The sequence below is a fragment of the Diaphorobacter sp. ED-3 genome, from assembly GCF_027625375.1.
Taxonomy (GTDB): domain Bacteria; phylum Pseudomonadota; class Gammaproteobacteria; order Burkholderiales; family Burkholderiaceae_C; genus Diaphorobacter; species Diaphorobacter nitroreducens.
Genome location: NZ_CP115182.1, coordinates 1,965,312 through 1,990,279, shown reverse-complemented (window position 1 = coordinate 1,990,279; position 24,968 = coordinate 1,965,312). Strand labels below are relative to the sequence as shown.

The window sequence follows — 24,968 nt, the reverse complement described above, 5'->3', positions numbered from 1 at the left end:
CGCATGAAAACCATTGACCAGATCGCCGCCGAGTTGCAGGGCTACGACCCGCAGGCACTGCGTGCCGCCGATGTGAACACCTTCCTGGAGCGCCTGGTCGCGCCCGTCACCAGCACCGAAGAAGTCGGCATCTTCGACGCCCTGGGCCGCGTGCTGGCGCGGGACGTGGTCTCGCCCGTCAGCGTGCCGCCGCACGACAATTCGGCCATGGACGGCTACGCCTTCGACGGCGCCCAACTGCAGCCCGGCCAACCGCTGGTGCTGCGCCCGGTCGGCTCCACAGCCTTTGCCGGCGCCGCCTGGACCGGCACCGTGGCCGCAGGCGAGTGCGTGAAGATCATGACCGGCGCCATCATGCCGACAGGGCTGGACACCGTGGTGCCGCAGGAGTTCACCACCGCCGAGCCCGACGGCCACATCCGCATTGCACCCGACGTGCTGCGCCGCGGCGACAACCGCCGCCTGCTGGGGGAAGACCTCATGCAAGGCCGCGTAGCGCTATCAAAAGGAGAGCTTCTAGCGCCTGCTGCTATTGGCCTGGTGGCCAGTTTGGGTCTAAAAACAGTGACGGTATACCGCCGGGTGCGCGTGGCCTATTTCTCCACGGGCGACGAGATCCTCAGCCTGGGCGAGCCACCGCGCGAGGGCGCGGTGTACGACAGCAACCGCTACACGGTCTTTGGCCTGCTGACACGTCTGGGCGTCCAGGTGATCGACCTGGGTGTGGTGCGCGACGAGCCCACACTGCTGGAAGCCGCCTTCCGCCGTGCGGCCGCCGAGGCCGACGCCATCATTACCAGCGGCGGTGTGAGCGTGGGCGAGGCCGACCACACGCGCACCATGATGAAGCAGCTGGGCGACGTGGCGTTCTGGCGCATCGCCATGCGCCCGGGCCGGCCGATGGCGGTGGGCCGCCTTCGGCGCGAATTACAAGCCAAATCCGATCCTAACGCTCTTCCATCAAGCGTTAACAGCTATCAAAATGGAAGCATTCAGAGTGCAGACGGCAGCAGCGTGCTGTTCGGCCTGCCAGGCAATCCTGTGGCGGTGATGGTCACCTTCTTGGCTTTCGTCCGCCCCGCGCTGCTGCGCATGATGGGCTGCACGCGCAGCGCACCGCCGCTGCTGCGCGCCGTCAGCACCGAGGCCATGCGTAAGAAACCCGGCCGCACCGAATACCAGCGCGGCCTGGTCACCACGGCCGCGGACGGCACGCTGCAGGTGCGCACCACGGGCAACCAGGGCTCAGGGGTGCTCAGTTCCATGGTGCAAGCCAACGGCCTCATCGTGCTGCACCACGGCCAGGGCAACGTGGCACCTGGCGACATGGTCGATGTGATGATGTTTGACGGCGTGATCTGACACGCCCGCGCAGCGGCGGCCGGCTTGGCCGCGTGCGCCGCAGCCCTACCCTGCCCCCATCGCCATCCTTGCAGGAGCCGCCATGCCGTTTGCCGCCACCCATCTCGCTCAGCCGCCTTCGCGTGAAACGGTGGACCAGTGGCTGGGCCCCACCGTGCTGGAGTTCGGTACGCCCTGGTGCGGCCACTGCCAGCGCGCCCAGCCGCTCATCGAGCAGGCCCTCGAAGACCGGGACGATGTGCGCCACGTCAAGGTGGAGGACGGCCCCGGCCAGCGCCTGGGCCGCAGTTTTGGCGTGAAACTCTGGCCCACGCTCGTGTTCCTGCGCGACGGGCGCGAAACGGCGCGGCTGGTGCGCCCACAGACGGCACAGAGCATCCATGAAGCGGTGCAGGGCATCACCGCCACCACTGGCTGATCACCCGCAAGGCACAGAACCCGGTCTCAGCGGCCCAGCGCCTGCTCCACACCCTTGTTGGCCAGCATGTCGGCGCGCTCGTTGCCAGGGTCGCCTGCATGGCCGCGCACCCAGTGCCATTCGATGCGGTGGCCCGCTTGGTGCGCCAGCTCGTCCAGGCGCTGCCACAGCTCCACGTTCTTCACGGGCTGGCCGGCCGCCGTACGCCAGCCCTTTTTCTTCCAGCCATGGATCCACTCGGTGATGCCCTGGCGGACGTACTGGCTGTCCAGGTACAACGCCACCTGGCAGGGGCGCTTGAGCGCGCCCAGCGCCTGGATCACGGCCATCAGTTCCATGCGGTTGTTGGTCGTTCCCAATTCGCCACCGAACAGCTCTTTCTCCAGCGTGCCTGAACGTAGCACTGCCCCCCAACCGCCGGGGCCCGGATTGCCCTTGCACGCACCGTCGGTATAGATCACCACCTGATTCAAAAATAGCTCCCAGAAATAAAAAAAAGGCCCGTCGCCTCAGCCCGGGCCATGGCGCCGCGCTACCTGTACCTGCGCGGCAGCCGCCTGCGGCGCCTTGCGCCACGAAGGCTCCAGCAGGCGCATGCCCTGCACGCGCTTGACGGCGACGATCACATACGCGGCCCCGAAGATCGGCCACCAGCGCGCACCCAGCGCGTCCATCCAGCCGTAGCGCTGCAGCCAGCGGTCGCCGGCCACGGCGGGCCGGTAGCAGCCGAAGCTCATGGATTCCAGCTCAAAGCCAAGCAGGCGCAGCCAGTCGCGCAGGCGCCCGGGCGAAATGAACTCCCCCACGTCCGGCAGGAACAGCCGCCCCCCTGCGCCACAGCGCTGGTACAGGCGCGATCGCCGCTGCCGTAACCCCCACAGACTGAGCGGGTTGAGTCCACTGATGACCACCTTGCCCTCGGGCACCAGCACGCGGTGCACCTCGCGCAGCGCCGTGTGCGGGTCCACGCTCAGCTCCAGGGTGTGGGGCAGCGCCAGCAGGTCCAGGCTGGCCTCGGCAAACGGCAGCGCGACCGCATCCGCCAGCAGCGCCGGTGGCTCCTGCGCATCGCTACGCTCTAGCAGCAACTCCGGCGGCATTACGGCCAGCCAGCGGTGCGGCATGCGGTTGCTGCGCAATGCCTGCAGGCCCGGCATGCCCAGCTGCAGCGCGTGGTAGCCGAAGATGTCCGCCACCAGCTCGTCGTAACGCTCCTGCTCCCAGGCCAGCAGGTAGCGGCCAGGGGCAGTATCGAACCAGTGGTGCAAACCTATAATTTCGCCGGTCATGAAGAACTTGCTGCCATTGCCCGCCTTCGCCGACAACTACATCTGGATGATGTACGACGCGCAGCGTGCGGTCGTTGTGGATCCCGGCGATGCAGAACCCGTGTTGCAGGCGCTGCGCAGCATGGGGCTGCCATTGGAAGCGATTCTAGTCACGCACCACCATGGCGACCACGTGGGCGGGGTGAACGCCCTGCGCGAAGCCACGGGCGCAACCGTGTATGGCCCTGCCACGGAGCCCATGCCCGAGCCCCTCATCCGCCTGTCGGGCGGCGACACTCTTCAGGTGCTAGGCCTCACGTTTTCCGTGCTGGACGTGCCGGGGCATACGGCGGGGCATATCGCCTACTACTGTGCGGACATGGAAGGCGAGCCCCTGCTGTTGTGCGGGGACACGCTGTTCTCAGGTGGATGCGGGCGCTTGTTCGAAGGCACGCCCACGCAAATGCAGGCCTCGCTGGACACGCTGGCCGCATTGCCCGGCAACACCCGCGTATGCTGCGCCCATGAATACACGCTGTCCAACCTGAAGTTCGCCCGCGCGGTGGAACCCCATAACGTTGCGCTACTCCAGTACATCATCGAATGCGAGTCCCGGCGCCGCGCGGATCAGCCCACACTGCCGTCGCGCATTGCCATCGAGCGCGACATCAACCCTTTTCTGCGCACGCGCGTTGCTACGGTAGCCCAAGCCGCCCACGGCTTCGACCCCCTCATAGACCCGCGCGAACCCGCAGCCGTACTGGCCGCGCTGCGCCAATGGAAAAACGAATTTCGATGAGACTTCTGCACATCCTGGGGCTGGCAAGCCTGCTGTGGTTGACCGGTTGCGCGACCACTGCCCCTACGGACAACGCCGCATCCACCGCCGACCCCACTACTGCCAGCCATACGCCGCTGTATCCGTCGGGACCATTGCAGCCCATCACGGCGAGCGCCGCCAGCGGCCACACAGTGGCTGGCGTCAGCGCGCCAGCCGATCTGTGGGACCGCATCCGGCGCGGCTTTTCCATGCCCAACCTGGACACCGATCTGGTACGCGACCGGGAACAGTGGTATGCCACGCGCCCCGACTACATGCAGCGCATGACCGAGCGCTCCAGCAAGTACCTGTTCCATATCGTCGAAGAGCTGGAACGCCGGGGCATGCCCACAGAACTGGCGCTGCTGCCCTACATCGAGAGCGCCTTCAACCCCCAGGCAGTGTCCAGCGCCAAGGCCGCGGGCATGTGGCAGTTCATGCCGGCCACGGGAACCTACTTCGACTTGAAGCAGAACGCCTTCCGCGACGACCGGCGCGATGTGCTGGCGTCCACGCGCGCGGCACTGGACTACCTGCAGAAGCTCTACGGCATGTTCGGCGACTGGCATCTGGCCCTGGCCGCCTACAACTGGGGGGAAGGCAGCGTGGCCCGCGCGATCGCGCGCAACGAGAAACAGGGTCTGGGCACGCGCTACACCGAGTTGACGATGCCCGCCGAAACCCGCATGTACGTGCCCAAGCTGCAGGCCGTGAAGAACATCGTGGCCAATCCCGACAAGTTCAGCACCGAGCTGCCGCTGATCGAGAACCACCCGTACTTTCAGAGCGTGGAGATCACGCGCGACATGGACGTCACCCTGGTAGCCAGTCTCGCCGGCGTACGCATCGAGGATTTCCGCGCCCTGAACCCGTCGCTGCACAAGCCCGTGATCCTTGCGGCGGGCATGCCGCAGATCCTGCTGCCCTGGGACAACGCCCAGGTGTTCCGCAAGAACCTGGAGGCCTACACCGAAGGCCAATACGCCAGTTGGACGGTATGGACGGTGCCCAACACGATGAGCGTCTCCACCGCGGCGCAACGCACGGGCATGAGCGAAAACGATTTGCGTCAGGTGAATGGCATTCCACCACGCATGATGATCAAGGCCGGCTCGGCCCTCATGGTGCCCCGCGCGGCCACCATGCGCGCAGACGTCCCGGGCCATCTGGCCGACAACGGCCAAGTCAGCTTCACGCCCGAAATCGTGACGCGGCGCACCACGGTGCGCGCGGGCAAGCGCGACACCGTAGCCAGCATCGCACGGCGCTACAAGGTCAGCACCGCAGACGTTGCCGACTGGAACGACGTGAAGACCTCCAGCAAGTTCAAGCCCGGAGAACAGGTCGTGATGTACCTGCCCGTGCGGCTTACCGCGACCTCGCTGGCGCGCACCAGCGCGAAACAACCCATCAGCCGGGCGACAGTCCGCTCGGCAAAGGCCGGTGCGCCCACACGCAAGGGCGGCACACCGTCGAAACGCAAACGGTAAGCCCGGCTAGAAACGCAGCGTGTGCATACCCAACAGGCCGAGGATGCCCATCACGATCAGGTACAGCGCAACGATCACGTTGAGCAGTTTGGGCATGATCAGAATCAGGATGCCTGCGATGAGGGAAACCAGGGGGCCAATGCTGAGGTGAAGTGTCATGGGAACTTTGCCGGGATGCGGGAGGAAGGAAAGCACTCGCGCTGCGCGCGCCGCCTAGCCCACCACTTTAGCGGTGATCCCGGGGCGCAAGGCGCACTTGGCGCGCCCTGACCGACTGAACCAACGCCTGGGCACGCCGTAATCTGCCGCAGAGGGCCGGGGGCCTGCATTTTTGCCCCCTCTTGCGCCACACCGAGCTTTCCCAAAAAAGGTCCGATACGGCGCGAAGCGCGGCGTCACATCAGCAGTTGCCTTTTTTCGCCTGACCGGGAGGGCACCCGTGCGGGTGGCTCTTGGGACCCGCTCCACGGTTGTCGTAATGGTCGTGATAGACCGCGCAACCGGAAAGCGTGAATGCAGCAACCGCAATGGCAAGCAGAGTCTTCATGGCTGGAAATGTGGATGAACGTCGAGGCATTTTAGAAGCGCCCCATTGTTCCCGGACTGATTGAAACTCGTACGGTGGAGTAATACGACGCTGTACCACTCATCGCTAGCACAGCGACAAAGGTAAGCAGTCAGGTCATGGGTGCCTTCTATGCTGATCACGGAGCTATTGGGGGGGCAAAACGTTGGCGCACCCCTACCCTCACAATTGGCCAAGCAAAAACAAAAAAGGCCCTGTATCGCTACAGAGCCTTTGAAACTTGGTAGGACGTACAAGATTCGAACTTGTGACCAACGGATTAAAAGTCCGCTGCTCTACCAACTGAGCTAACGTCCCAACCTTTGCCACCTCTCGGTAGCAAAGCTAAAGATTATAGCGTGGTTTTCAGGTCTTCGACCTTTCCGCCAACTTGTCGAGAATCCATCCCGCTGCACAGTGACCAAATGTGGCCGTGACGGCGACCGATGAGCCATAACCATGGCAATTCAGGGATCCGTCACCTTCACCGACGCCGCAAGACGCGCGTGGCTTTGATACCGCTTCCTTGCTATAGACGCAGGTGACGCCGATTTTGCGGCCTTCTCGGGCCGCACCGTGGTTCCTGCGCAAGCGATAGCGCAGCTGGGCCAGTAGAGGATCGTGCGTGGTAAACGCCAAATCTTCTACCTCGACTTTATATGCGTGACGCTTGCCCCCGGCAGCACCTACCGTGACGAAAGGCAGCCGTGTGGAGACGGCCCAAGCTGCCATTACGGCCTTGGCGTTTACCTGGTCGCATGCATCCACCAATGCATTTACCGAAGATGGCAACAGAGTGGGCCAGTTCTGTGCATCCACGAACTCTTCAACGCAGTTCACCCGACATGCCGGATTGATCAGGGCAATGCGCTCGGCCATGGCGCGTACCTTGGCTTGGCCTATGGTTGTGGTCAGAGCGTGAATTTGCCGGTTGACGTTCGACTCGGCTACATGGTCCAGGTCAATCAGCGTGAGTGCCCCAACGCCGCTGCGCGCGAGTGCCTCTGCTGTCCAAGAACCCACGCCGCCAATTCCGACCACAGCAACATGCGCGCTCCGGATGCGTGCGGCGCCCTCCTGCCCGAACAGGCGTTCCAGCCCTGCGAAGCGCCGCTCCAAGTCTGGCGTGTCGTGAACGGGTGTGATCACTTCAGGCGCGCCAGTCGTTCCTTCGCTGCGGCTGCTGCTTCCGACTGCGGATAAACGCGCAGCAAGTCTTCCAGGGTCTTGCGCGCAGCCCGCGTATCTTTCAATTCGATCTGGCAATTGGCAATCGAGAGGGCCGCCTCGGGAGCGCGCGCATGGTCTGGCGCCGCCGACAACAGAGCCTTGAAGTTGTTGATGGCCTCTTTGTAATCACGCGTGGCGTACTGTGCGTTGCCCAGCCAAAAACGGGCAGACGGTACATAACCGGACTGTGGATACTGGCGCACGAAGCTGCTAAAAGCGTTGGACGCTTCACCGAACTTACCTGCACGGAAGAGCGCCAAAGCCGCCTCGAAATCACGCTTCTCTGCAGGATCAGCCCGGAATTCGCGCCCGTCCAGCGTCACCGTCGCGGGCTCAAACTGGCGCAACCGCTCATCGACACCCTGCGCCATGTCCTTCTGGCGGCGCTGCAACTCTGCGACATCGCGCAATAGCTGCTCGTTCTGACCACGCAGTGTCGCCTGTTCGGTGCGCAATGCCTCGATCTGCATCTGTAGGTCGAGCAGGCTGCGCCGTAGTTGCGAGACCTCATCACCGGACCGTTCACCCGCACGCTGGCTGGCCTGCGTCAATGCATCGACACGCTGGCGCATCTCAAGGATGGCGCGGCGCGCCTCGCTGTCCTCGAACAATGCATAGCTGGGGGTCGACCAGCAGGCAGCGGCGGCCAGCGCCGCCGCGCCCAGCGCCCGCGGGCGCAGGAGCAAAGACATGCGCGGCATCAACGGTACGACAGCTCAACGCGGCGGTTTTGCGAGTGCGCGTCTTCCGTGTGGCCCTGCACCGCCGGCTTTTCCTTGCCAAAGCTCACCGCCTCCACCTGCGCGTCCGGCACGCCCAGCAGCCCCAACGAGCGGCGCACGGCTTCCGCGCGCTTCTGGCCCAGCGCCAGGTTGTACTCGCGACCACCGCGCTCATCGGTATGGCCCTCCAGCACGACCTTGCGGGCGGAAGACGCCTTCATGAAGCGAGCATGGGCCTCCAACACGGACTGGAACTCAGGCTTGACGATGAAGCTGTCAAAGTCGAAGTAAATGACGCGCGCCACGCCAACGGGACCCGCGGCGTCGCGGCCCGACTGGGACAGATCCACAGGAGCCACGCCGCTTTGGCCCGTGCTTCCCGAGTTGGCGCCCGGTGCGGTGGACGTAGCGCCGCGGTCTTCGACCGGCACATCGTCCAGCTTGACGCCGGAGCTGCAGCCTGCCATGAGGGCGACGATGGAGAGCGCCAGAGACACGCGCTTGAAGGGGAAACGGTTCATTAAAAACTCCTGAAGAGCAGTTGTTCGAAAAACGGAAACTTATTTGTTCTGGAACGGGCCCCAGTCGGGCTCGCGGATATCCCCACCCTGCCCCGCCAGACGCGCCTTGATTTTGCCGTCCAGCGTGGTGGTCATCAGGGCTTCGCGACCCTGCTGCTGCGTGGCATAGACGATCAGGCGGCTATTGGGAGCAAAGCTGGGATTCTCATCGGCGGAGGTGTCGGTCACCGCCGTCACGCTGCCCGACTTCAAATCCATCACGTGCAGCTTATAGGCGCCGCCCACGCGGGAAATGTAGGCCAACCACTGACCATCGGGACTGATGCTGGGTGAAATGTTGTAGGACCCGTTGAACGTCACGCGCTCCGCGCCTCCCCCGCTGGCTGCCACGCGGTACACCTGGGGCGAACCTCCACGGTCGCTGACGAAGTAGATGCTGCGGCCGTCGCTGGAGAACACGGGCTCCGTGTCGATGCCGCTGCTTTGCATCAGGCGGCGCGGCTCACCGCCGTTAGCGTCGATGGTGTAGAGCTGCGAGCCCCCGTCGCGGCTGAGGGTCACGGCCAAGGTACGGCCATCGGGCGACCAAGCAGGGGCACTGTTGGAGCCACGGAAATTGGCGATCAAACGGCGGCGGCCTGTGGCCACGTCATGCACGTACACCACCGGCTTGCGCGACTCGAACGATACGTAAGCCAGCTGGGTCCCGGTGGGCGCCCATGCGGGAGAAATGATCGGCTCAGGACTGGAAAGCGCTGACTGCGCGTTCTCGCCGTCCGCATCGGCCACCCAGAGGCTGTAGCGCGAGCCGGCTTTGGTCACATACGCAATGCGGGTGGAGAAGATACCGCGCTCGCCCGTGAGTTTTTCGTAGACGAAGTCGGCAATGCGGTGCGCCACCAGACGCAGGTCGGCCTGCGTGACCACGAAGCTCTGCCCGCCCAGGTCCTGCGCCTTGACCACGTCCCACAAGCGGAATCGGACGTCGAAACGGCCGTCGGCCAAGCGCGTGATGCTGCCGGAGGTGAGTGCGTCGGCCTTGCGCTGACGCCACAGGGACAGATCGGGACGGGACGATTCATCCAGCGCGACACCCGACGCGTCCACGCCCAAAAAGCGCCCGCTGCGCTCCAGGTCAGCCTGGACGATGGCGGATATTTTCTGCGGCGACTGCGGTTCGCCACGGAACGGTGCGATCGCAATGGGCAGTTGCGTCAGGCCTACGCCCGTGATTTCCACACGGAACTGCGCAAGCGCTGAAAGGGAGGAACTGGCAGCCAAGGCTGCAACGGCGTGGCGCCGCGAAAGCTGCGGCAGAGCCGTGCGGAGGGAAGGGGTATTGGGGATGCGGTCAATAGTCATTGGAACCATCGAATAACCGTCAAATGCCGGCAAACAGAGCCTCGCATGTTACACATAGCGTAGCGTGCCATGTGACAAACTGTGCCGGTCTGCAATAGCCGAAACGTAGAATCCGCCCCTCATGCAAGATTCGAATCATAGCGCGCCAAAGACCACTTTGCAGCAAGCTCCGCAGTCTCTTTCGCTCTGGGAGCGGTTGCGCAGACTCCATCCGTACTTCGGCCACCAGCGGCTGGCATGGACCATGGCGGTGTTGGCGACGATCGTCGCGGCCGCCACCGAGCCATTGATTCCCGCGCTTCTCAAACCATTGCTGGACCAGGGTTTTACAGAAGGATCGCTGGAGCTGTGGATGGTTCCCGTGGCCATCATCGGCGTCTTCCTGGTACGTGGGCTGGCCCAGTTCACGGGACAGTACGCCCTCACGCGCATCGCCAACGAGGGCATGCTGCGCCTGCGCACGGCGCTGTTCGAGCGGCTGCTGGCTGCGGACATGGGGCTTTTCCATCGCCAGTCGGCCAGCGCACTGTCCAACACCGTGGTGTATGAGGTGCAGACCGGGTTCACCTCGCTGGTCCAGGCGCTGCTGGGCCTGTCGCGCGATGGTTTCACGCTGGTCGCCCTGCTGGGTTATCTCATCTACCTGAACTGGCAACTCACGCTGATCGTGGCCGTGCTGGTGCCGGGGGTGGCCTGGGTGATGAAGACGCTCTCGCGGCGCCTGTACAAGATCACTAAAAGCAGCCAGCAGGCCACCGACGACCTGGCCTATGTGGTCGAAGAGAACGTACTGGCCCACCGTGTGGTACGCCTGCACGGTGCCCAGGCCGAGCAGGCCGCGCGATTTGACAGGCTGAGCCAGCGCCTGCGCCGCCTGGCCATCAAATCCACGATCGCCTCGGCCGCCATGACGCCCACCACGCAGTTGCTGTCCGCGGGCGCGCTGTCCACCGTGATCTGCATCGCCTTGTGGCAAAGCCATGGCAACGGTGCCAAGGACGTGACCGTGGGCGGTTTCGCCTCGTTCATAGCGGCGATGCTGATGTTGATAGCGCCCATCCGCCGCATGGCCGACATCGCCAACCCCATCACGCGCGGCGTGGCGGCGCTGGAGCGGGGCCTGGCCCTGCTGCACGAGGCGCCGGCCGAGACAGGCGGCACGCACACCGCGCAGCGCGCCCAGGGGGCGATTGCCCTGCGCAACGTGACCGTGTCCTTCCGGCCCGACCAGGCGCCCGCACTGGACGCCGTGAGCCTGGACATCCGCCCGGGCGAAGTGGTGGCGTTCGTCGGCCCCTCCGGTGCCGGCAAGACCACGCTGGTGAACCTGCTGCCGCGCTTTCTCAGCCCCAGCAGCGGCCAGGTGCTGCTGGACGGCGTGGCAACCGACCAGTGGGCGTTGCCCAGCCTGCGCGCGCAATTCGCCATGGTGAGCCAGGACGTGGTGATGTTCAACGACAGCGTCGCCGCCAACGTGGCGCTGGGCGCTGCCGTGGACGAGCAACGTGTGCAGCACTGTCTGGACGCAGCGAACCTCGCCGAGTACGTGGCCAGCCTCCCGCAGGGTATGCACACCGTGGTGGGGCACAACGCGACGCAACTGTCGGGCGGACAGCGACAGCGGCTGGCCATCGCGCGGGCGCTCTACCGCGACGCTCCGGTGCTCATCCTCGACGAGGCCACCTCGGCACTGGATACCGAGTCCGAACGCCTGGTACAGCAGGCCCTGCAGCGCCTCATGCAAGGGCGCACCACGCTGGTGATTGCCCACCGCCTCTCCACCATCGAACACGCGGACCGCGTGGTGGTCATGGAGCAAGGGCGCATCGTCGAGCAGGGCCCCCACGCGGAGCTGTTGGCCCGGGGCGGCCTGTACGCGCGCCTGCGCGCACATGGCGGCGCGTGACGACTACCAAAAACAATAGCTGCTTGCGCTTACCCTGCAAGCGATTCGGCACTATTTTGGCATGAAACCGCCAGCTGACAAGCGCCAGCAGCTCCGTTATTCATAGCATACGCGCCCGAGGGCCTACCATTTCCCGCGGTCCGGCTGGCGGCGGCGTACGGCCTCCGCCACCAGTTGCACCATGTCCTGCCGGTCGGCGCGCATGGCGAAATCCACGGCCGACAGGCCCAGTTGGTTCTTCAGCGACGGGTCGGCCCCCTCGCTGATCAGCAGGCGCGCCGCATCCGCCGTGCCGTAGCGCACGGCCATCATCAGCGGCGTGGTGCCGTTGGGCGATGCAGCGTCGATGTAGGCGTGATGCTCCAGCAACAGCGCCACCATGGCCGCGGCATCGGCCGTGGTGCTCGCGGCGGCATAGTGCAGTGGCGCCCAGCCGGTCTTGTTGACGTCCGCCTCGCGCGCGATCAGGCCGCGCGCAGCGGGCAGATTGCCGCGCAAGGCGGCCATCATCAGCGCGCTTTCGTCCTTGGCATTGCGCTCCTCCACCTTCAGCCCCTTGGCGGCGATCAGCACCTCGGCCACCTGCCGCGCTTCCTCGCGCAGGGCCAGGATCAGCGCGGGCTGCCCCTTGGGATCGCGCGCGTTGGGGTCAAACCCGCGGCGCAGCAGCGAAGCCACCGTGGCGGCATCGTCACGCGCGATGGCACGCAGGAAATCGTCGTACGCGCCGGCATGCGCCAGCCCCGCGGTACCGGCGGCAGCCACGGCGAGCCACGCCAGGGCGCTGCGACGCTGCAACAGGCTCTTCATACGGCCTCCTTGCTCAAGAAAAGTTGCTCGAAGTTACGGCTGGTTGCCTCGGCCACCTGCTGGACGCTCAGCCCTTTCACCTGTGCCAGCTGCTGGGCGACATAGGGCACGTAAGACGGGTTGTTGGTCTTGCCCCGGTAAGGCACCGGCGCCAGATACGGGCTGTCGGTCTCGATGAGCAGGCGGTCCATGGGCACAAAGGCAGCCACGTCGCGCAGGTCCTGCGCGTTCTTGAACGTGACGATGCCCGAGAACGAGATGTAGTAGCCCCGGTCCAGCGCCGCGCGGGCCACCTCGGCGGTTTCGGTGAAGCAGTGGAACACGCCGCCCGCACGGTTGCCCGCACCGTCCTCGCCCTCTTCGCGCAGGATGGCCAGGGTGTCCTGCGAAGCGCTGCGCGTGTGGATCACCAGCGGCTTGGCCGCCGCGCGCGCAGCGCGGATGTGCGTGCGAAAGCGCTCGCGCTGCCACTCCAGGTCGGCAATGCTGCGGCCGCCCTTGCGGTCGTCCATGCCGTAGTAGTCCAGCCCCGTCTCCCCGATGGCCACCACGCGCGGCAGCGCTGCGCGCTCCAGCAGGTCCTGCACGGAGGGCTCGGCCACGCCTTCGTTGTCCGGGTGCACGCCGACCGTGGCCCAAAAGTTGTCATAGCCGGTCGCCAGCGCGTGCACGGCGGAGAACTCCTCCATCGTGGTGCAGATGCACAGCGCGCGGTCCACCTGCGCCTCGGCCATGGCCTGGCGGATCTGCGGCAACTGGCTGATGAGTTCGGGAAAGTTCAGGTGGCAGTGGGAATCGACAAACATGGTGGTCTCGAAAAACAAAAATGCCGACCGGCGGGCGCGGTCGGCATCCTGCGGGGCCCGCGAAGGGTTGCCCTTAGATGGTCTGCGTAGGCCGTTCAGACGCCAGGGCCGTGCCCAGCACTTCCTCGATCTTGTGCTTGAGCTGGCGCGACTTCTCGTCCTTGGGGAACTGGATGCCCACGCCCTGCGTGCGGTTGCCCGCGGCGCGCGCGGGTGTCACCCAGGCCACGCGGCCGGCCACGGGGTAGCGCTGCGGGTCGTCGGGCAGCGTGAGCAGCACGTACACATCATCGCCGAGCTTGTATTCGCGCGCCGTGGGCACGAAGATGCCGCCCTCTTCAAAGAACGGGATATAGGCCGTGTACAGCGCGGCCTTTTCCTTGATGTTCAGCTGCATGACGCTGGGACGCGGCGCTGTGGAGGGACTGCTCATAGGTCGTAGAAGGCTTTCAATGGCGCGAGTTTAGTGTGCGGCGCGCCTGCGCCACAAGCGACTCCAGCATCAGGCCGGCGTTGAAGGGGTGCTCGGCCGTGCGCGCCTCCTTGGCGAGGGCGCGCGACCAGCGCGTGAGCGGCCCCACGCCGGGCGGCGCGGGCAAGTCGGCGGGCGAGAAATAGCGCGGCTGTGCACCCACGCGTTGCGCCAGCAGATCGTGGCAGAGCTTTTGCAAGGCATCTACGGCCCGTGCGGGTTCCAGCCCGGCCAGCGCCGACACGTCGCCGCGCGCCACGGCCTTGGGCAGCAGCGCCCAGGTCTGCGGGCTGCGGCCCGCACGCGCCAGGGCCAGTGCGTCGTCAGGCCGGCCGCCGGCGGCGCGCAGCAGGGCCTCGGCCGCATCAGCGGACACGCCCTGCTCTACCAGCCATTGCTGGCTTTGGGCCGGGTCGGGCCACTGCAGGGTGTGCCCCAGGCAGCGGCTGCGGATGGTGGGCAGCAGTTCGTGCGCGGCCTCGGTGGCCAGCACAAACCGCACGTCGCCCGGAGGCTCCTCCAGCGTCTTGAGCAGCGCGTTGGCCGTCACATGGTTCATCTGCTCTGCCGGGTAGACCAGCACGGCCTTTCCGCGGCCGCGCCCGCTGGTGCGCTGGGCGAACTCCACCGCGTCGCGCATGGCCTCCACGCGGATCTCGCGGCTGGCCTTGCGCTTCTTGTCCTCGATCTCGGCCTGCGCCTTCTCGGGCAGCGGCCAGCCCAGGGCCAGCGCCTGCGTTTCGGGCATGAGCACGCACAGGTCGGCATGCGTATGCACATCGATGCCATGGCAGCTGGCGCACTGGCCGCAGGCGCCGTGCGCGGTGGGCGCATCGCACAGCCAGGCGCGCACCAGCTCCAGCGCCAGCGTGTACTGGCCCAGGCCGGACGGGCCCTGCAGCAGCCACGCGTGGCCGCGCTGGGCCAGCAGCGCCTGGCGCTGCGCGGCGATCCAGGGGGCGACCGCACTCATGGCGTCTGCGCCAGCCAGCCGCGTGCGGCCACTACGGCACGCAGCTGCGCGGCAACCTGCTCGCGCGGCTGCGACGAGTCGATGCGCGCAAAGCGCTGCGGCGCTCCCGCGGCGCGGTCGGCATAGCCGCGCGCCACGCGGGTGAAGAACTCCACGGGCTGCGACTCGAAGCGGTCGGGCGCGCGCGCGGCGGACAAGCGCTGCGCGGCCACCTCAGGTGGTACGTCGAACCACAGCGTGAGGTCCGGATTTCGCATCAAATCGGGCTGCAGACCAACACCAGTCTGCGCAAGGCGCTCCATATACGATAGCACCTCCAGATCGAAGCCGCGCCCTGCGCCCTGGTAGGCAAAGGTGGCATCGGTGAAGCGATCGCACAACACCACTTCGCCGCGTGCCAGCGCCGGCTCGATCACGCAGCGCAGATGGTCGCGCCGCGCGGCGAACACCAGCAGCGCTTCGGTCAGCGCGTCCATGCTGTCGTGCAGCAGCATCTCGCGCAGCTTCTCGGCCAGCGGCGTGCCGCCGGGCTCGCGCGTCAGGGTCACGGTATGCCCCGCAGCGCGCAGCGCCTGGGCCAACGCGTCGATGTGCGAGGACTTGCCCGCGCCGTCGATGCCCTCGAAGGTGATGAATGCGCCGTTGGTCATTTCTGGCCGCGTTGGTAGCGGTTCACCGCACGGTTGTGGTCTTGGAGCGTGCTGCTGAAGTGGCTGGAACCGTCGCCGCGCGCCACGAAGTACAGCGCCTTGGTGGGCGCGGGCTGCACTGCGGCCAACAGCGCCGCCTTGCCGGGCATGGCAATCGGCGTGGGCGGCAGGCCCGCACGTGTGTAGGTGTTGTAGGGGGTGTCGGCGGTCAGGTCACGGCGGCGCAGGTTGCCGTCGAACTTCTCACCCAGGCCGTAGATCACCGTGGGGTCGGTCTGCAGCAGCATGCCCACGCGCAGGCGGTTGCTGAACACGCCGGCGATCTGCGCGCGGTCTTCGGCACGGCCGGTTTCCTTCTCGACGATGCTCGCCAGGATCAGCGCCTGGTCGGCGGATTGGAGCGGCGTGTCCGGCGCGCGCTGCGCCCAGGCCGCGTCCAGACGCCGGTCCATGGCGTGCAGCGCGCGACGCAGCACGGCAATGTCGCTGCTGCCCTTGGCATAGGTGTAGGTGTCGGGAAAGAAGCGCCCCTCCGCGGGCACGCCCGCGCGGCCCAGGCGCTCCATGATGTCCGCGTCGCTCAGGCCCTGGGTGTCGGGCTTGAGCTGCTCGGCCCGCGCCAGCGCCTGGCGCACCTGGCGAAAGGTCCAGCCTTCCACCAGCGTGACGGCGCGCAATGCCTCCTCGCCGCGCACCAGCTTCTGTAGCAGCGCGTAGGGGCTGGTGCCCTGGGGAATCTCGTAGTTGCCGGCCTTGATCTCGCGGTCCTTGCCCGACAGCCGGAACCACAGGAACAGCACGTCTGCATCCGTGGCCATGCCCGACCGCACCACCGCGCGGGCCACGCCGCGTGGCGTGGTGCCAGGCTCGATCTCCAGCTCCAGCGGCTGGCCGGCGGGCACGTCCGCGCGCACCGGCAACGGCGCCTGCAGCCACCAGGCGGCCACAGCGCCCACTGCGATCACGATGAGCAACACCAATGCGAGGAAACGACGCACAACCCTGCAGCCTGTATGAAAGAAGCCGGGCATCATAATTCAGCCATGATCGACTCCATGCCAGTGCCCCCGTCCCTGCCTGCGGACGGCGTAGTCCCCCTGTCCCACCTTGGCGTGATCCGCGTGGCCGGTGAAGACGCCGCCAAGTTCCTGCACGGCCAGCTGACGCAGGACTTCGCGCTGCTGGATCTGCACCACGCCCGCCTGGCGGCGTTCCTGACCGTCAAAGGCCGCATGCAGGCCAGCTTCATCGCCTTCAAGCGCAGCGAGGCCGAGGTACTACTGGTCTGCGCCCGCGACCTGCTGGCGCCCGCGCTCAAGCGCCTGTCGATGTTCGTGATGCGCGCCAAGGCCCAGCTGACCGATGCCACCGGCGACTTTGCGCTGTACGGCCTGCTGGGCGACGCCGCCCGCGCCGTGCTACCCGCTGGCGAGCCCTGGGCCAAGGCCGATGTGGGGGATGCCAGCGTGGTGCAGCTCTACCCCGCCGAAGGGCAGCCGCGCGCGCTGTGGGTAGCGCCCGCTGGCAGCGCCGCACCCGCCGGCGCAGCCCTGACTGAAGCGCTGTGGCTGTGGAGCGAGGTGCGCAGCGGTATCGCCACCCTGACCGCGCCCGTGGTCGAGGCCTTCGTGCCGCAGATGCTGAACTATGAGTCCGTGGGCGGCGTGAACTTCAAGAAGGGCTGCTACCCCGGCCAGGAGGTCGTGGCGCGCAGCCAGTTCCGCGGCACGCTCAAGCGGCGCACTTACCTGGCACATGCCCCTTCGGCCGTGGCCGTGGGTGCTGAAGTGTTTGCCGACGGTGACGCCGAACAGCCCGTGGGCACGGTGGTGCAGGTTGCGGCCGCACCCACCGGCGGCGTGGATGCGCTGGTGTCGCTGCAGATCGCAGCCACCGGCGGCGCCCTGCAGGTGGGCGCCGCGGATGGCGTGGCGCTCACGCTGCTGCCGCTGCCCTACGCGCTGCTGGAAGACATTTAAGCAAAAACAGGCGCTAGCGCTTATTTGACAAGCGCTAGCAGCTATCAATAAAGAAGCAGTCAGCCCTGCAGACTGCGCCGCATGGTGATGTGGGCAATGCCCGCCTCCTCATACGGTTGGCCTACGGCCTCAAAACCTGCGCGGCGGTAGAACGCCTCGGCGCTGCACTGGGCATGCAGCGTGACCTGCACATCGCCGCGCGCGCGTGCCGCCTGCACCAATGCGTCCAGCACCATGCGGCCCCAACGCTGGCCGCGCAACACGCGATCCACCGCCATGCGGCCGATGCGCGCCTGGCCCGGCGCATCCTGCAGCAGTCGGCCCGTTGCCACGGGCAGACCCAGGCGGTTGTAGGCGACGGCGTGCACGGCGGTGGCGTCCAGCGCGTCCAGCTCGATCTCGGGCGCAATCCCCTGCTCCTGCACGAACACCGCCGTGCGCAGCGCCGTGGCGTCGCGCCCCAGCGTGGCCCAGTCGCCCACGCGCAGCTCCACCATCTCGCCGCCGGCCTCGAAGTGCTCGATCATCGCGCGCAGCGCGGGCGGCACCGCGCGCTTGGTCTGCGTGGCGGGGTCGGCAAACACATAGACCAGTTCCACGGTCACCAGCAGCCGATCGCCAGCGAACATGCTGGCCTCGAACACCAGCGACGTGGTGCCCACGCGCGCGCAGCGCATGCCCACGTCCAGCAGGTCGTCGAGCCGGGCCGAGGCGTGGTACTCGACGCTGGCTTTCTTGAGGTACACCTCGCCGCCCAGCGCCTGCATGCCGGTTTCGTACGGCAACGCCAGCGCGCGCCAGTATTCGGTCATGGCGCAATCAGCGTAGGTGAGGTAGTGGGCATTGAAGACGATCTTCTGGATGTCCACCTCTGACCAGCGCACGCGCAGGCGGTGAAAACAGCGAAAGTCAGAGCGTTGCATGGCGTGTTTCCGTCGAAGGGATCAGTCGAGTTGAAAGGCGCTGCGCAGCGCGGCGGCAGCATCGGCATGGGCCTGGCGCGCCTCGGGAAGGGCGCGACCCATCTTGATGAATTCGTGCGTCACGCCGCGGTAGATCTCGAGTTGCACCGGCACGCCCGCGGCACGCAGCTTGTCCGCGTACTCCACGCCCTCGTCCACCAGCGGGTCGTACTCGGCCAGACCGATCCAGGCCGGCGCCACGCCCTCGGCGTCGGGCGCGAGCAAGGGGGCGAAGCGCCAGTCCTCGCGCTCGGCACGGCTGGGGATGTACTGGTCGAAAAACCAGCCAATGGCCGCGCGTTCCAGCACCAGGCCGTGCGCGAACTCGGTGTGCGAGGGCGTGTCCTGGTGCGCCGTGGTGCCGGGGTAGATGAGCAACTGCAGCGCCAGGGGCAGCCCGGCATCGCGCGCCTGCAGAGCGCACACCGCGGCCAACGTGCCGCCTGCGCTGTCGCCGCCCACCGCCAGGCGCGACGGGTCGGCGCCCAGCGTGGTGGCGTGCTGCGCCAGCCAGGCCAGCGCGTCCCACGCATCGTCGCTGGCCGTGGGGAACGGATGCTCGGGCGCGAGCCGGTAATCCAGCGACACCACCATGCAGCCGGCCAGCCGCGCCAACTCGCGGCACAGCACGTCGTGGGTGGCAATGCTGCCGATGGTGAAGCCGCCACCGTGCAGGTACAGCAGCAACGGCAGCGCCTGCGCGTCAGAGGCCGTGGGTGCATACAGGCGCGCGGGCAGCGGGGTGCCGTCGCGTGCGGGGATGCGCAGGTCTTCCACGCGCGGCAAGGCCGCCTTGGGCAGCTCCAGCACCCCGGCGCCCAGTTCATAGGCAGCGCGGGCCTGTGCAGGGCTCAGGGTGTGCAGTGGGGGGCGCCCGGCGCGCGCCATGCCGTCGATGACGTTGCGCATCTGCGGCGTGAGCCGCGCGTGGTGGGGGGAAGGCACATGGGAAGCGGAACCGGGCGTCGTCAACGGAAAAGTCCTTGGGTTATTGGAAGTGCACCTGCACCGGCTGCGCGCCGGGCAGGCCCAGATAGGTTGCCGTGACGCTCAGGCCGGCGCGCGGGGGCAGCAGCGGAGAAAACGACCCCAGGCTCACCAGGTCGCCGGGCTGCAGCGTGATCTCCTCCTGCTGCAGCGCCTGGGCCAGCCAGACCACGGCGTTGAGCGGATGCCCGAGGATATCGCTGCCCTTGCCGCTGGCGAGCAGCGCGCCGGAATGGTCCGTGAGCTGCACGGTCATGCGCTCCAGCGCGTCCAGCAGCGCATAGCGCTCGCCGCGCGTCGCCGGCACGGCGATAGGCTGCCCGGCGATGCCCAGGCGCGCGCCCACGTTGATCGCGCCCACGCCGGCGCCGTTGAGCTGGGGCGGCGCCTGCACCACCAGGTCGGGCAGTTCAATGAAGGGGATCACCTGGTCGATGTGCTGCAGCACCTCCTCGGGCGTACGCGCGTGGTTGATGGCCGCATCCTTCACGCGTACCAGTAGGTCGGCCTCGTACAGCGGGCGCGCCCCAAACGCGGCGGGCACGGTGCTGCCGCCGGGGCGCACCATACCCTCGTACAGCTTGCCCCACACCGGCTTGTCGGTGTTGAAGCGCTTTTGCACCGCGGGGTTGGTGAGGCCGGCCTTGTAGCCCACCACCTTGCCCAGGCGGGTGCCCAGCAGCGCATTGAACTTGGCGCGGGTGCAGGCGCCGTCGGCGTCTGACAGTGCCGGGAAGTTGGGCGCGGGGGTCTTGGCGGCGTAGTGCGAGGCCATCGCCCCCACCGCAGCGTCGCTGAGGCACTCGGCCTGGGCGCCCAGGCCGGTCGCCAAGGCGACCCCCGCGCCCAGGGCGATGAGGGTTTGCTTCATGGTCATGCGTGTCTCCTGGTTGTAGTGTGTCGGGTGATCCTACTGGCACTCCCTCTCTTTCGCACACCATGGCTTTCATCTACTACGTCACCCAGATCCAGTTCGAATTCGGCGCCGTGCGCCTGCTCAAAGCAGAATGCGAGCGCATCGGCATCACCCGCCCCCTGGTGGTCACCGACCCCGGCGTGAAGGCCGCCGGCGTGCTGCAGCAGGCGCTGGACGCCCTGCCCGGCCTGAACGTCGCCGTGTTCGACCAGACGCCCTCCAACCCCACCGAAGCGGCCGTGCGCGCGGCCGTGGAACTCTACAAGGCCCAGGGCTGCGACGGCCTGATCGCCGTGGGCGGTGGCAGCGCCATCGACTGCGCCAAGGGCATCGCCATCGCCGCCACGCACGACGGCCCGCTCACGCACTACGCCACCATCGAGGGGGGTTCGCCGCGCATCACCGAGCGCGCCGCGCCGCTGATCGCCGTGCCCACCACCAGCGGCACGGGAAGCGAGGTGGCGCGCGGCGCCATCATCATCGTGGATGACCACCGCAAGCTGGGCTTTCACTCCTGGCACCTGGTGCCCAAGGCCGCCATCTGCGACCCCGGCCTCACACTGGGCCTGCCGCCCCTGCTGACGGCCGCCACGGGCATGGACGCCATCGCGCACTGCATGGAAACCTTCATGTCCGCCGCGTTCAACCCGCCGGCGGACGGTATTGCGCTGGATGGCCTGGAGCGCGGCTGGCACCATATCGAGGCCGCCACGCGCGACGGACAGGACCGCGACGCACGCCTGGCCATGATGAGCGCCAGCATGCAGGGCGCCATGGCCTTCCAGAAGGGCCTGGGCTGCGTGCACTCCCTGAGCCACAGCCTGGGCGGGCTGAACCCGCGCCTGCACCACGGCACGCTGAACGCCGTGTTCCTGCCCGCCGTGGTGCGCTTCAACGCGCAGGCCGAATCGGTGCGCAAAGAGCGCCGCCTGGAGCGCATGGCCCATGCCATGGGCCTGGCCTCTGCCAGCGACGTCCCCGATGCCATCCGCGACATGAGCGCACGCCTGGGCCTGCCCACGGGTCTGGCGGCCATGGGCGTGACCGAGGCCGTGTTCGACGACGTGATCAAGGGCGCCCTGGCCGACCACTGCCACAAGACCAATCCCCGCCTGGCCACGCCGGACGACTACCGGGAGATGCTGGTCGAGTCGCTCTGACCCGCGGCAGCGTTCGCCGAGCAGGCGCCCGGCGGCCTCGCTACACTGGTGCGCTTAACATTTATTAACACGCATTCCGCCGGTTCGGCGGGGCCGCGTACCGCATGCGCACATACCCGCTCTCCAAATGGCTGACGCAAGGCACCTACCCGCGCCTGTACGTTCCCATTGTGCTGATCATGGTGGCGGTCACGCTGGTGCGCTACCACGCGCTGGTGGGCGCCGAGCGTGAGCAGGCGCAGCTGCGCATGCGCGCAGAGCTGCAGGCAGCCGCGTACGCCGTGCTGCAGGCGCTGGACGAGCCTGCCGGCAATGCTGCAGCGCAGGAGCGCCTGCGCCAGGCCGCGCAGGTCGCGGACGCACCGGTCCAGTCCATCCGCTGGGAACTGCCCTCCCGCCCGGCCGTCGACCTGCGCAACGCCATGCCGCCCACCAAGGCGCCGCCGTGGTTCGTGCAGCTGCTGGACCTGCCCACCCCGCGCCACACGGTGGCGCACCGGCTGGCGGACGGCCGCACGGGGCAGCTGGCGCTGGCGCTGTGGCCCCAGCACTACGTGGACCGCGCCTGGAGCGCCATGGCCACGCAGTTGCGCATCACGGCGCTGAACATCTTCACCATCCTGCTCCTGCTGACCCTGATCCTGCGCGCGAACGACCGCATGTTGGACCGCATGCGGCACGCGGCGGAGCGCTTCAAGCAAGGCCACCTGGACGCGCGCATACGCCGCACGGGCACGCTGGAGGCGCGCGAAATCGCCGACACCTTCAACGACATGGCGGGCAAGGTCCAGTCCTTGGTGCTGTCCCTGCAGGAAACCCAGCGGCAGCAGAACGAGCAGCTGCACTTTCGCCGCCAGCTGGTGAACGCCCTGCCACTGCCTTTGTTCGTGCTGGGCGCGGATGGCGCGCACCTGGAGACCAACAAGGCCTGGCGCGAACTGCTCAATGCCTCCCGCCCCGCCACCGTCGCGGGCACGCTGGACCAGCTCTGGGCCGATGGCGTGGACTCCTCCATCGTCCTGGCCCAGCGGCTGTCCGACCGTCCCTCGGGATGGCAGGCCACCGTACGCCCCTTGCAGGGCGTGCCGCACGAGATGGCCTGCTACCACGCCACCTTCACCGCGCCCGATGGCGTACCCGCCGGCACCATCGGCGTGCTGGTGGACATGACGGAGCACACCCAGGCACTGCAGGCAGAGCGCGCCGGCCGTGCGTGTGCGGAGGCCGCGCTGGACACCGTGGCCGATGGCGTCATCACCATGGACGCGCAGGGCCTCGTGCGCACGATCAACGGCGCGGCCCAGCGGGTCATCGGGCTCGCGCAGGGGCAGACGGTCGGCCGCCACGTCGATGAGGTCTTTCGCCTGGAGCCACCGCACTCCGTGCTCGCCGCCTCGGGAACGCAGGGGCATGCTGCGCACGGCGCGGGCGCCGCGGCCACCGCGATCCTCGCCTGCCATTCGGGTGCGCCGCGCACGGTGGACTACTCCGTGGCGGCCGTGCACGCGCCCGACGGCACCGCCGCGGGCCACGTGCTGGTCTTTCGCCCCCGGTGACGTTGCCGCGGCACGCCGCGGCGGACACGCTCACAGCGGCTGGACGCGGGCGGGATCGGGCCGCCGCAGCCACTGCGCCCACTCGTCCGCCAGCTGCTGCGCCGCCGCCGTTGCGGTGCTCCAGGCACGGGCGCGCGCGGCCGTGTCGGTGCCGTAGCGGGTGAAATCGGTGCGGTCCGGCAGTTTGCCGCCGGGCAGGCTGCGCACCCAGTCGGGATGGGGCGACAGCAGCACCATGCGGTCCAGCGCTGGCGTGGCGCGGTGGCGCCAGGGCAACCCCTTGTCCAGCCAGCCAGGCACCACGCGGTGCTGGAAGTGCGGGTAGAGCACGATCCCCGGCGCACTTTCCAAGCCGTTTTGGCCTGCAGCGCCCGCGGGTAAAGCGGTATCAGCTATATTTTTAATAGCAATTGGCACCTGATACCGCAGGTGCAGGTGGTAGTCGGTGATGCCCCCGTCCCAGTAGGCGCCGCGCGGTGCGCCGGCGATGTCGTGCACGGCACGCAGCACGAAGGGAATGGAACAACTGGCCTGCAGCGCGGGCATGAAGTTCTGCGGGGTCAAGGCCACCTGGTGGGTGCGGAAGTCGCGCACGTCAAACGGCAGCGCGCCCGGCGCAGCGGTGGAGAACACCACGCGGTCCAGCCACAGCGCCAGCGCGCGGCGGTGCAGCGCATTGCTGGCGAAAGCGCCCAGGTAGCCCAGCGGCGTGGCCCAGCGGTGCTCGCGCGCCAGCAGGTGGCGCCCGCGCGCGGCGACGATGTGCAACCGGTAGCGCGCATGGCCCAGCACCGTGTCCACACGGCCGCCAAAAAAGGCCTGCAGGTTCTGGCCGAACTGCGCGCTCACCGCGTCCGCCGTGGGGCGGCGCGCGCCAGGGGGCAGCTCGTACTCCTGGTGGATGTAGTCGTGCTCCAACCGTTCGAAGGCCGGCAGGCTGTTATCCAGGCACGCCGTGGCCATGCGCCACGCGCCGATGGAGGCGCCCACCAGGTCCACCGGCTGTGCCGACTGCGCCAGCCATTCACCAAAGACAAACCGGTCCAGCGGGCCGAGGATGAGTCCCTTCGGACCGCCCGCGGCCGCGGGAATCACGGCCACGTCGCTCGGCGCCAGGCCATGGCGCCCGATGTGCCGCAGCGCCTGCGGACCGGCATGGATGCACAGCGCCTTCATCACGCCCCCGCCTCACGCATGCGCCGGCTCACACGTAATCGCCCGCGTCGGGGCGGACCTTCCAGTCAATCGGGTCCTGCTGCAGCACCATGTCGATGTCCAACCCCAGCGCGATGCCGACTTCGCCGGGGAAAGACCCCGCCAGCTCGCGCGCATCCAGCCCTGCCTCGCGCGCGCGAGCGCGCCACGCGGCCAGGTGCAGCACGCCCGCCAGCGGCTCGTACACATCGTTGTCGAACGGCGCATGGTGGTGGCGCAGCGCGTCCACCACGGTCTCGGGCAACTGCCAGCGCCAGGCCAGCCCCGCGCTCACATGGGCGTAGCAGTAGCCGCACAGGTGCTGCTCCAGCCGGGCGCGGCGCAGGTCCAGCGGGCCCACCAGGCTGTTGAGGGTCTGCATGCGGCCCGCGTCGGCCAGGTGCATGGCCAGCTCGCCCACCCCGTGCAGCAGGCCGGCCGTGTAGGCAGCGATCTGGTTGTGGTGCACCAGCCCGGCGAGCGCGCGTGCCACTTTGGCCGTGTGCAGGCTGTAGCGCCAGAAGTGCTGCAGGTTCATCCCCGGCACCGAGCGCGACGTGGTCCCCAGCGGCGCGGACGCCACCAGCGCGCGCAGTTGGGACACACCCAGGAGCGCCAGCGCTTCTGGAATACCGCCGATCTGGCGCTGCGCGGCGAATGGGGGCGTGTTCGCCTCTTCCAGCAGGCGTGCGGCCAGTGCAGGGTCGGTGCCGAAGAGCTGGTTCAGGCGCCGCAGGTTGGGCTCGACCGCGCTCAACTCGTTCATCAGCAGCGCCACCGCGCGTGGCAGGCTGGGCAGCGTGATGGGCTGCGCCAGCAGTGCGTTCAACTCCATGGAT

Annotated in this window: 27 protein-coding genes and 1 tRNA gene; 8 read left to right on the top strand and 20 right to left on the bottom strand. The window is 67.6% G+C overall.

Annotated elements, in window-relative coordinates:
- Nucleotides 1-3 precede the first annotated feature (3 nt).
- Both moeA and PCQ86_RS09835 read left to right on the top strand, forming a co-directional pair.
- Nucleotides 4-1,362, top strand: a complete 1,359-nt coding sequence (moeA, locus tag PCQ86_RS09840; protein ID WP_270175386.1) for a molybdopterin molybdotransferase MoeA — start codon at nucleotides 4-6, stop codon at nucleotides 1,360-1,362.
- 82 nt (nucleotides 1,363-1,444) lie between these two features.
- Entirely contained in the window at nucleotides 1,445-1,780 is a 336-nt protein-coding gene (locus tag PCQ86_RS09835) for a thioredoxin family protein (RefSeq protein ID WP_011805012.1), read from the top strand.
- Between the two features lie 26 nt (nucleotides 1,781-1,806).
- Here the strand turns inward: PCQ86_RS09835 and rnhA are convergent, their stop codons facing one another.
- Both rnhA and PCQ86_RS09825 read right to left on the bottom strand, forming a co-directional pair.
- Nucleotides 1,807-2,253: a ribonuclease HI gene (rnhA, locus tag PCQ86_RS09830; RefSeq protein WP_015913473.1), complete on the bottom strand. Its 447-nt coding sequence runs from the start codon at nucleotides 2,251-2,253 to the stop codon at nucleotides 1,807-1,809.
- Nucleotides 2,254-2,289: 36 nt separating this feature from the next.
- Nucleotides 2,290-3,069 (bottom strand): class I SAM-dependent methyltransferase, encoded by a 780-nt coding sequence (locus PCQ86_RS09825; RefSeq protein WP_011805010.1) that lies wholly within the window; start codon nucleotides 3,067-3,069, stop codon nucleotides 2,290-2,292.
- Here PCQ86_RS09825 and gloB point away from each other — a divergent pair.
- Both gloB and PCQ86_RS09815 read left to right on the top strand, forming a co-directional pair.
- Nucleotides 3,068-3,847, top strand: coding sequence for a hydroxyacylglutathione hydrolase (gene gloB / locus PCQ86_RS09820; protein WP_270175385.1), 780 nt, complete (start codon nucleotides 3,068-3,070; stop codon nucleotides 3,845-3,847). The genes PCQ86_RS09825 and gloB overlap by 2 nt on opposite strands.
- Nucleotides 3,844-5,358 (top strand): transglycosylase SLT domain-containing protein, encoded by a 1,515-nt coding sequence (locus tag PCQ86_RS09815; protein WP_270175384.1) that lies wholly within the window; start codon nucleotides 3,844-3,846, stop codon nucleotides 5,356-5,358. Before gloB ends, PCQ86_RS09815 begins: the two co-directional genes overlap by 4 nt.
- A gap of 6 nt (nucleotides 5,359-5,364) precedes the next feature.
- Here the strand turns inward: PCQ86_RS09815 and PCQ86_RS09810 are convergent, their stop codons facing one another.
- From PCQ86_RS09810 to tolB, 7 genes are all read right to left on the bottom strand, one after another.
- Nucleotides 5,365-5,517, bottom strand: coding sequence for a DUF3096 domain-containing protein (locus PCQ86_RS09810; protein WP_011805007.1), 153 nt, complete (start codon nucleotides 5,515-5,517; stop codon nucleotides 5,365-5,367).
- A 241-nt stretch (nucleotides 5,518-5,758) separates the two neighbouring features.
- Nucleotides 5,759-5,905 (bottom strand): lipoprotein, encoded by a 147-nt coding sequence (locus tag PCQ86_RS09805; RefSeq protein ID WP_015913477.1) that lies wholly within the window; start codon nucleotides 5,903-5,905, stop codon nucleotides 5,759-5,761.
- Between the two features lie 260 nt (nucleotides 5,906-6,165).
- Nucleotides 6,166-6,241 (bottom strand) — tRNA-Lys (locus PCQ86_RS09800).
- 48 nt (nucleotides 6,242-6,289) lie between these two features.
- A complete protein-coding gene (locus PCQ86_RS09795; RefSeq protein ID WP_270175383.1) occupies nucleotides 6,290-7,072 on the bottom strand; it encodes a tRNA threonylcarbamoyladenosine dehydratase in 783 nt (260 codons plus the stop codon).
- Nucleotides 7,069-7,854: a tol-pal system protein YbgF gene (ybgF, locus tag PCQ86_RS09790; RefSeq protein WP_123675734.1), complete on the bottom strand. Its 786-nt coding sequence runs from the start codon at nucleotides 7,852-7,854 to the stop codon at nucleotides 7,069-7,071. The genes PCQ86_RS09795 and ybgF overlap by 4 nt, the downstream gene beginning before the upstream one ends.
- On the bottom strand, nucleotides 7,854-8,396 hold the full coding sequence (pal, locus tag PCQ86_RS09785; protein WP_220637549.1) for a peptidoglycan-associated lipoprotein Pal: 543 nt from the start codon (nucleotides 8,394-8,396) through the stop codon (nucleotides 7,854-7,856). Before pal ends, ybgF begins: the two co-directional genes overlap by 1 nt.
- Before the next feature lie 39 nt (nucleotides 8,397-8,435).
- Nucleotides 8,436-9,758 carry a Tol-Pal system beta propeller repeat protein TolB gene (gene tolB / locus PCQ86_RS09780; RefSeq protein ID WP_103738949.1) on the bottom strand — a complete coding sequence of 441 codons (1,323 nt, stop codon included), beginning with the start codon at nucleotides 9,756-9,758 and terminating at the stop codon, nucleotides 8,436-8,438.
- A 121-nt stretch (nucleotides 9,759-9,879) separates the two neighbouring features.
- On the opposite strand from tolB, the gene msbA reads away from it, so the two are divergent.
- The gene (gene msbA, locus PCQ86_RS09775; RefSeq protein WP_135149035.1) at nucleotides 9,880-11,664 is read left to right on the top strand and encodes a lipid A export permease/ATP-binding protein MsbA; all 1,785 of its coding nucleotides are present in this window, start codon (nucleotides 9,880-9,882) and stop codon (nucleotides 11,662-11,664) included.
- 123 nt (nucleotides 11,665-11,787) lie between these two features.
- On the opposite strand, the gene PCQ86_RS09770 is transcribed toward msbA, so the two are convergent.
- The 6 genes from PCQ86_RS09770 to mltG all read right to left on the bottom strand — a co-directional run bounded on the left by PCQ86_RS09770 (nucleotide 11,788) and on the right by mltG (nucleotide 16,373).
- Nucleotides 11,788-12,474, bottom strand: a complete 687-nt coding sequence (locus PCQ86_RS09770; protein WP_270175382.1) for an ankyrin repeat domain-containing protein — start codon at nucleotides 12,472-12,474, stop codon at nucleotides 11,788-11,790.
- Nucleotides 12,471-13,280: a TatD family hydrolase gene (locus PCQ86_RS09765; RefSeq protein ID WP_123675730.1), complete on the bottom strand. Its 810-nt coding sequence runs from the start codon at nucleotides 13,278-13,280 to the stop codon at nucleotides 12,471-12,473. Before PCQ86_RS09765 ends, PCQ86_RS09770 begins: the two co-directional genes overlap by 4 nt.
- A gap of 73 nt (nucleotides 13,281-13,353) precedes the next feature.
- Nucleotides 13,354-13,713, bottom strand: a complete 360-nt coding sequence (locus PCQ86_RS09760; RefSeq protein ID WP_270175381.1) for a PilZ domain-containing protein — start codon at nucleotides 13,711-13,713, stop codon at nucleotides 13,354-13,356.
- Nucleotides 13,714-13,729: 16 nt separating this feature from the next.
- On the bottom strand, nucleotides 13,730-14,725 hold the full coding sequence (locus tag PCQ86_RS09755) for a DNA polymerase III subunit delta' (RefSeq protein ID WP_270175380.1): 996 nt from the start codon (nucleotides 14,723-14,725) through the stop codon (nucleotides 13,730-13,732).
- Nucleotides 14,722-15,375 carry a dTMP kinase gene (tmk, locus tag PCQ86_RS09750; protein WP_172207068.1) on the bottom strand — a complete coding sequence of 218 codons (654 nt, stop codon included), beginning with the start codon at nucleotides 15,373-15,375 and terminating at the stop codon, nucleotides 14,722-14,724. The genes PCQ86_RS09755 and tmk overlap by 4 nt, the downstream gene beginning before the upstream one ends.
- Nucleotides 15,372-16,373: an endolytic transglycosylase MltG gene (gene mltG / locus PCQ86_RS09745; protein WP_135148310.1), complete on the bottom strand. Its 1,002-nt coding sequence runs from the start codon at nucleotides 16,371-16,373 to the stop codon at nucleotides 15,372-15,374. Before mltG ends, tmk begins: the two co-directional genes overlap by 4 nt.
- Nucleotides 16,374-16,418: 45 nt before the next feature.
- On the opposite strand from mltG, the gene ygfZ reads away from it, so the two are divergent.
- Nucleotides 16,419-17,354, top strand: coding sequence for a CAF17-like 4Fe-4S cluster assembly/insertion protein YgfZ (ygfZ, locus tag PCQ86_RS09740; protein WP_270175379.1), 936 nt, complete (start codon nucleotides 16,419-16,421; stop codon nucleotides 17,352-17,354).
- A 59-nt stretch (nucleotides 17,355-17,413) separates the two neighbouring features.
- Here ygfZ and PCQ86_RS09735 read toward each other — a convergent pair whose 3' ends face one another.
- The 3 genes from PCQ86_RS09735 to PCQ86_RS09725 form a co-directional block, all read right to left on the bottom strand.
- Nucleotides 17,414-18,277 carry a YbgC/FadM family acyl-CoA thioesterase gene (locus tag PCQ86_RS09735; RefSeq protein ID WP_270175378.1) on the bottom strand — a complete coding sequence of 288 codons (864 nt, stop codon included), beginning with the start codon at nucleotides 18,275-18,277 and terminating at the stop codon, nucleotides 17,414-17,416.
- 21 nt (nucleotides 18,278-18,298) lie between these two features.
- Nucleotides 18,299-19,225, bottom strand: a complete 927-nt coding sequence (locus PCQ86_RS09730) for an alpha/beta hydrolase (RefSeq protein ID WP_210435946.1) — start codon at nucleotides 19,223-19,225, stop codon at nucleotides 18,299-18,301.
- 79 nt (nucleotides 19,226-19,304) lie between these two features.
- Nucleotides 19,305-20,180 carry a 2-keto-4-pentenoate hydratase gene (locus tag PCQ86_RS09725; protein WP_270175377.1) on the bottom strand — a complete coding sequence of 292 codons (876 nt, stop codon included), beginning with the start codon at nucleotides 20,178-20,180 and terminating at the stop codon, nucleotides 19,305-19,307.
- Between the two features lie 62 nt (nucleotides 20,181-20,242).
- On the opposite strand from PCQ86_RS09725, the gene PCQ86_RS09720 reads away from it, so the two are divergent.
- Both PCQ86_RS09720 and PCQ86_RS09715 read left to right on the top strand, forming a co-directional pair.
- A complete protein-coding gene (locus PCQ86_RS09720) occupies nucleotides 20,243-21,379 on the top strand; it encodes an iron-containing alcohol dehydrogenase (protein WP_011804981.1) in 1,137 nt (378 codons plus the stop codon).
- 104 nt (nucleotides 21,380-21,483) lie between these two features.
- Nucleotides 21,484-22,935 (top strand): PAS domain-containing protein, encoded by a 1,452-nt coding sequence (locus tag PCQ86_RS09715; RefSeq protein WP_270175376.1) that lies wholly within the window; start codon nucleotides 21,484-21,486, stop codon nucleotides 22,933-22,935.
- Nucleotides 22,936-22,965: 30 nt separating this feature from the next.
- Here the strand turns inward: PCQ86_RS09715 and PCQ86_RS09710 are convergent, their stop codons facing one another.
- Both PCQ86_RS09710 and PCQ86_RS09705 read right to left on the bottom strand, forming a co-directional pair.
- Entirely contained in the window at nucleotides 22,966-24,111 is a 1,146-nt protein-coding gene (locus PCQ86_RS09710) for a phospholipase (RefSeq protein WP_270175375.1), read from the bottom strand.
- A 28-nt stretch (nucleotides 24,112-24,139) separates the two neighbouring features.
- A complete protein-coding gene (locus tag PCQ86_RS09705) occupies nucleotides 24,140-24,964 on the bottom strand; it encodes an HDOD domain-containing protein (protein ID WP_011804978.1) in 825 nt (274 codons plus the stop codon).
- Nucleotides 24,965-24,968: the final 4 nt, after the last annotated feature.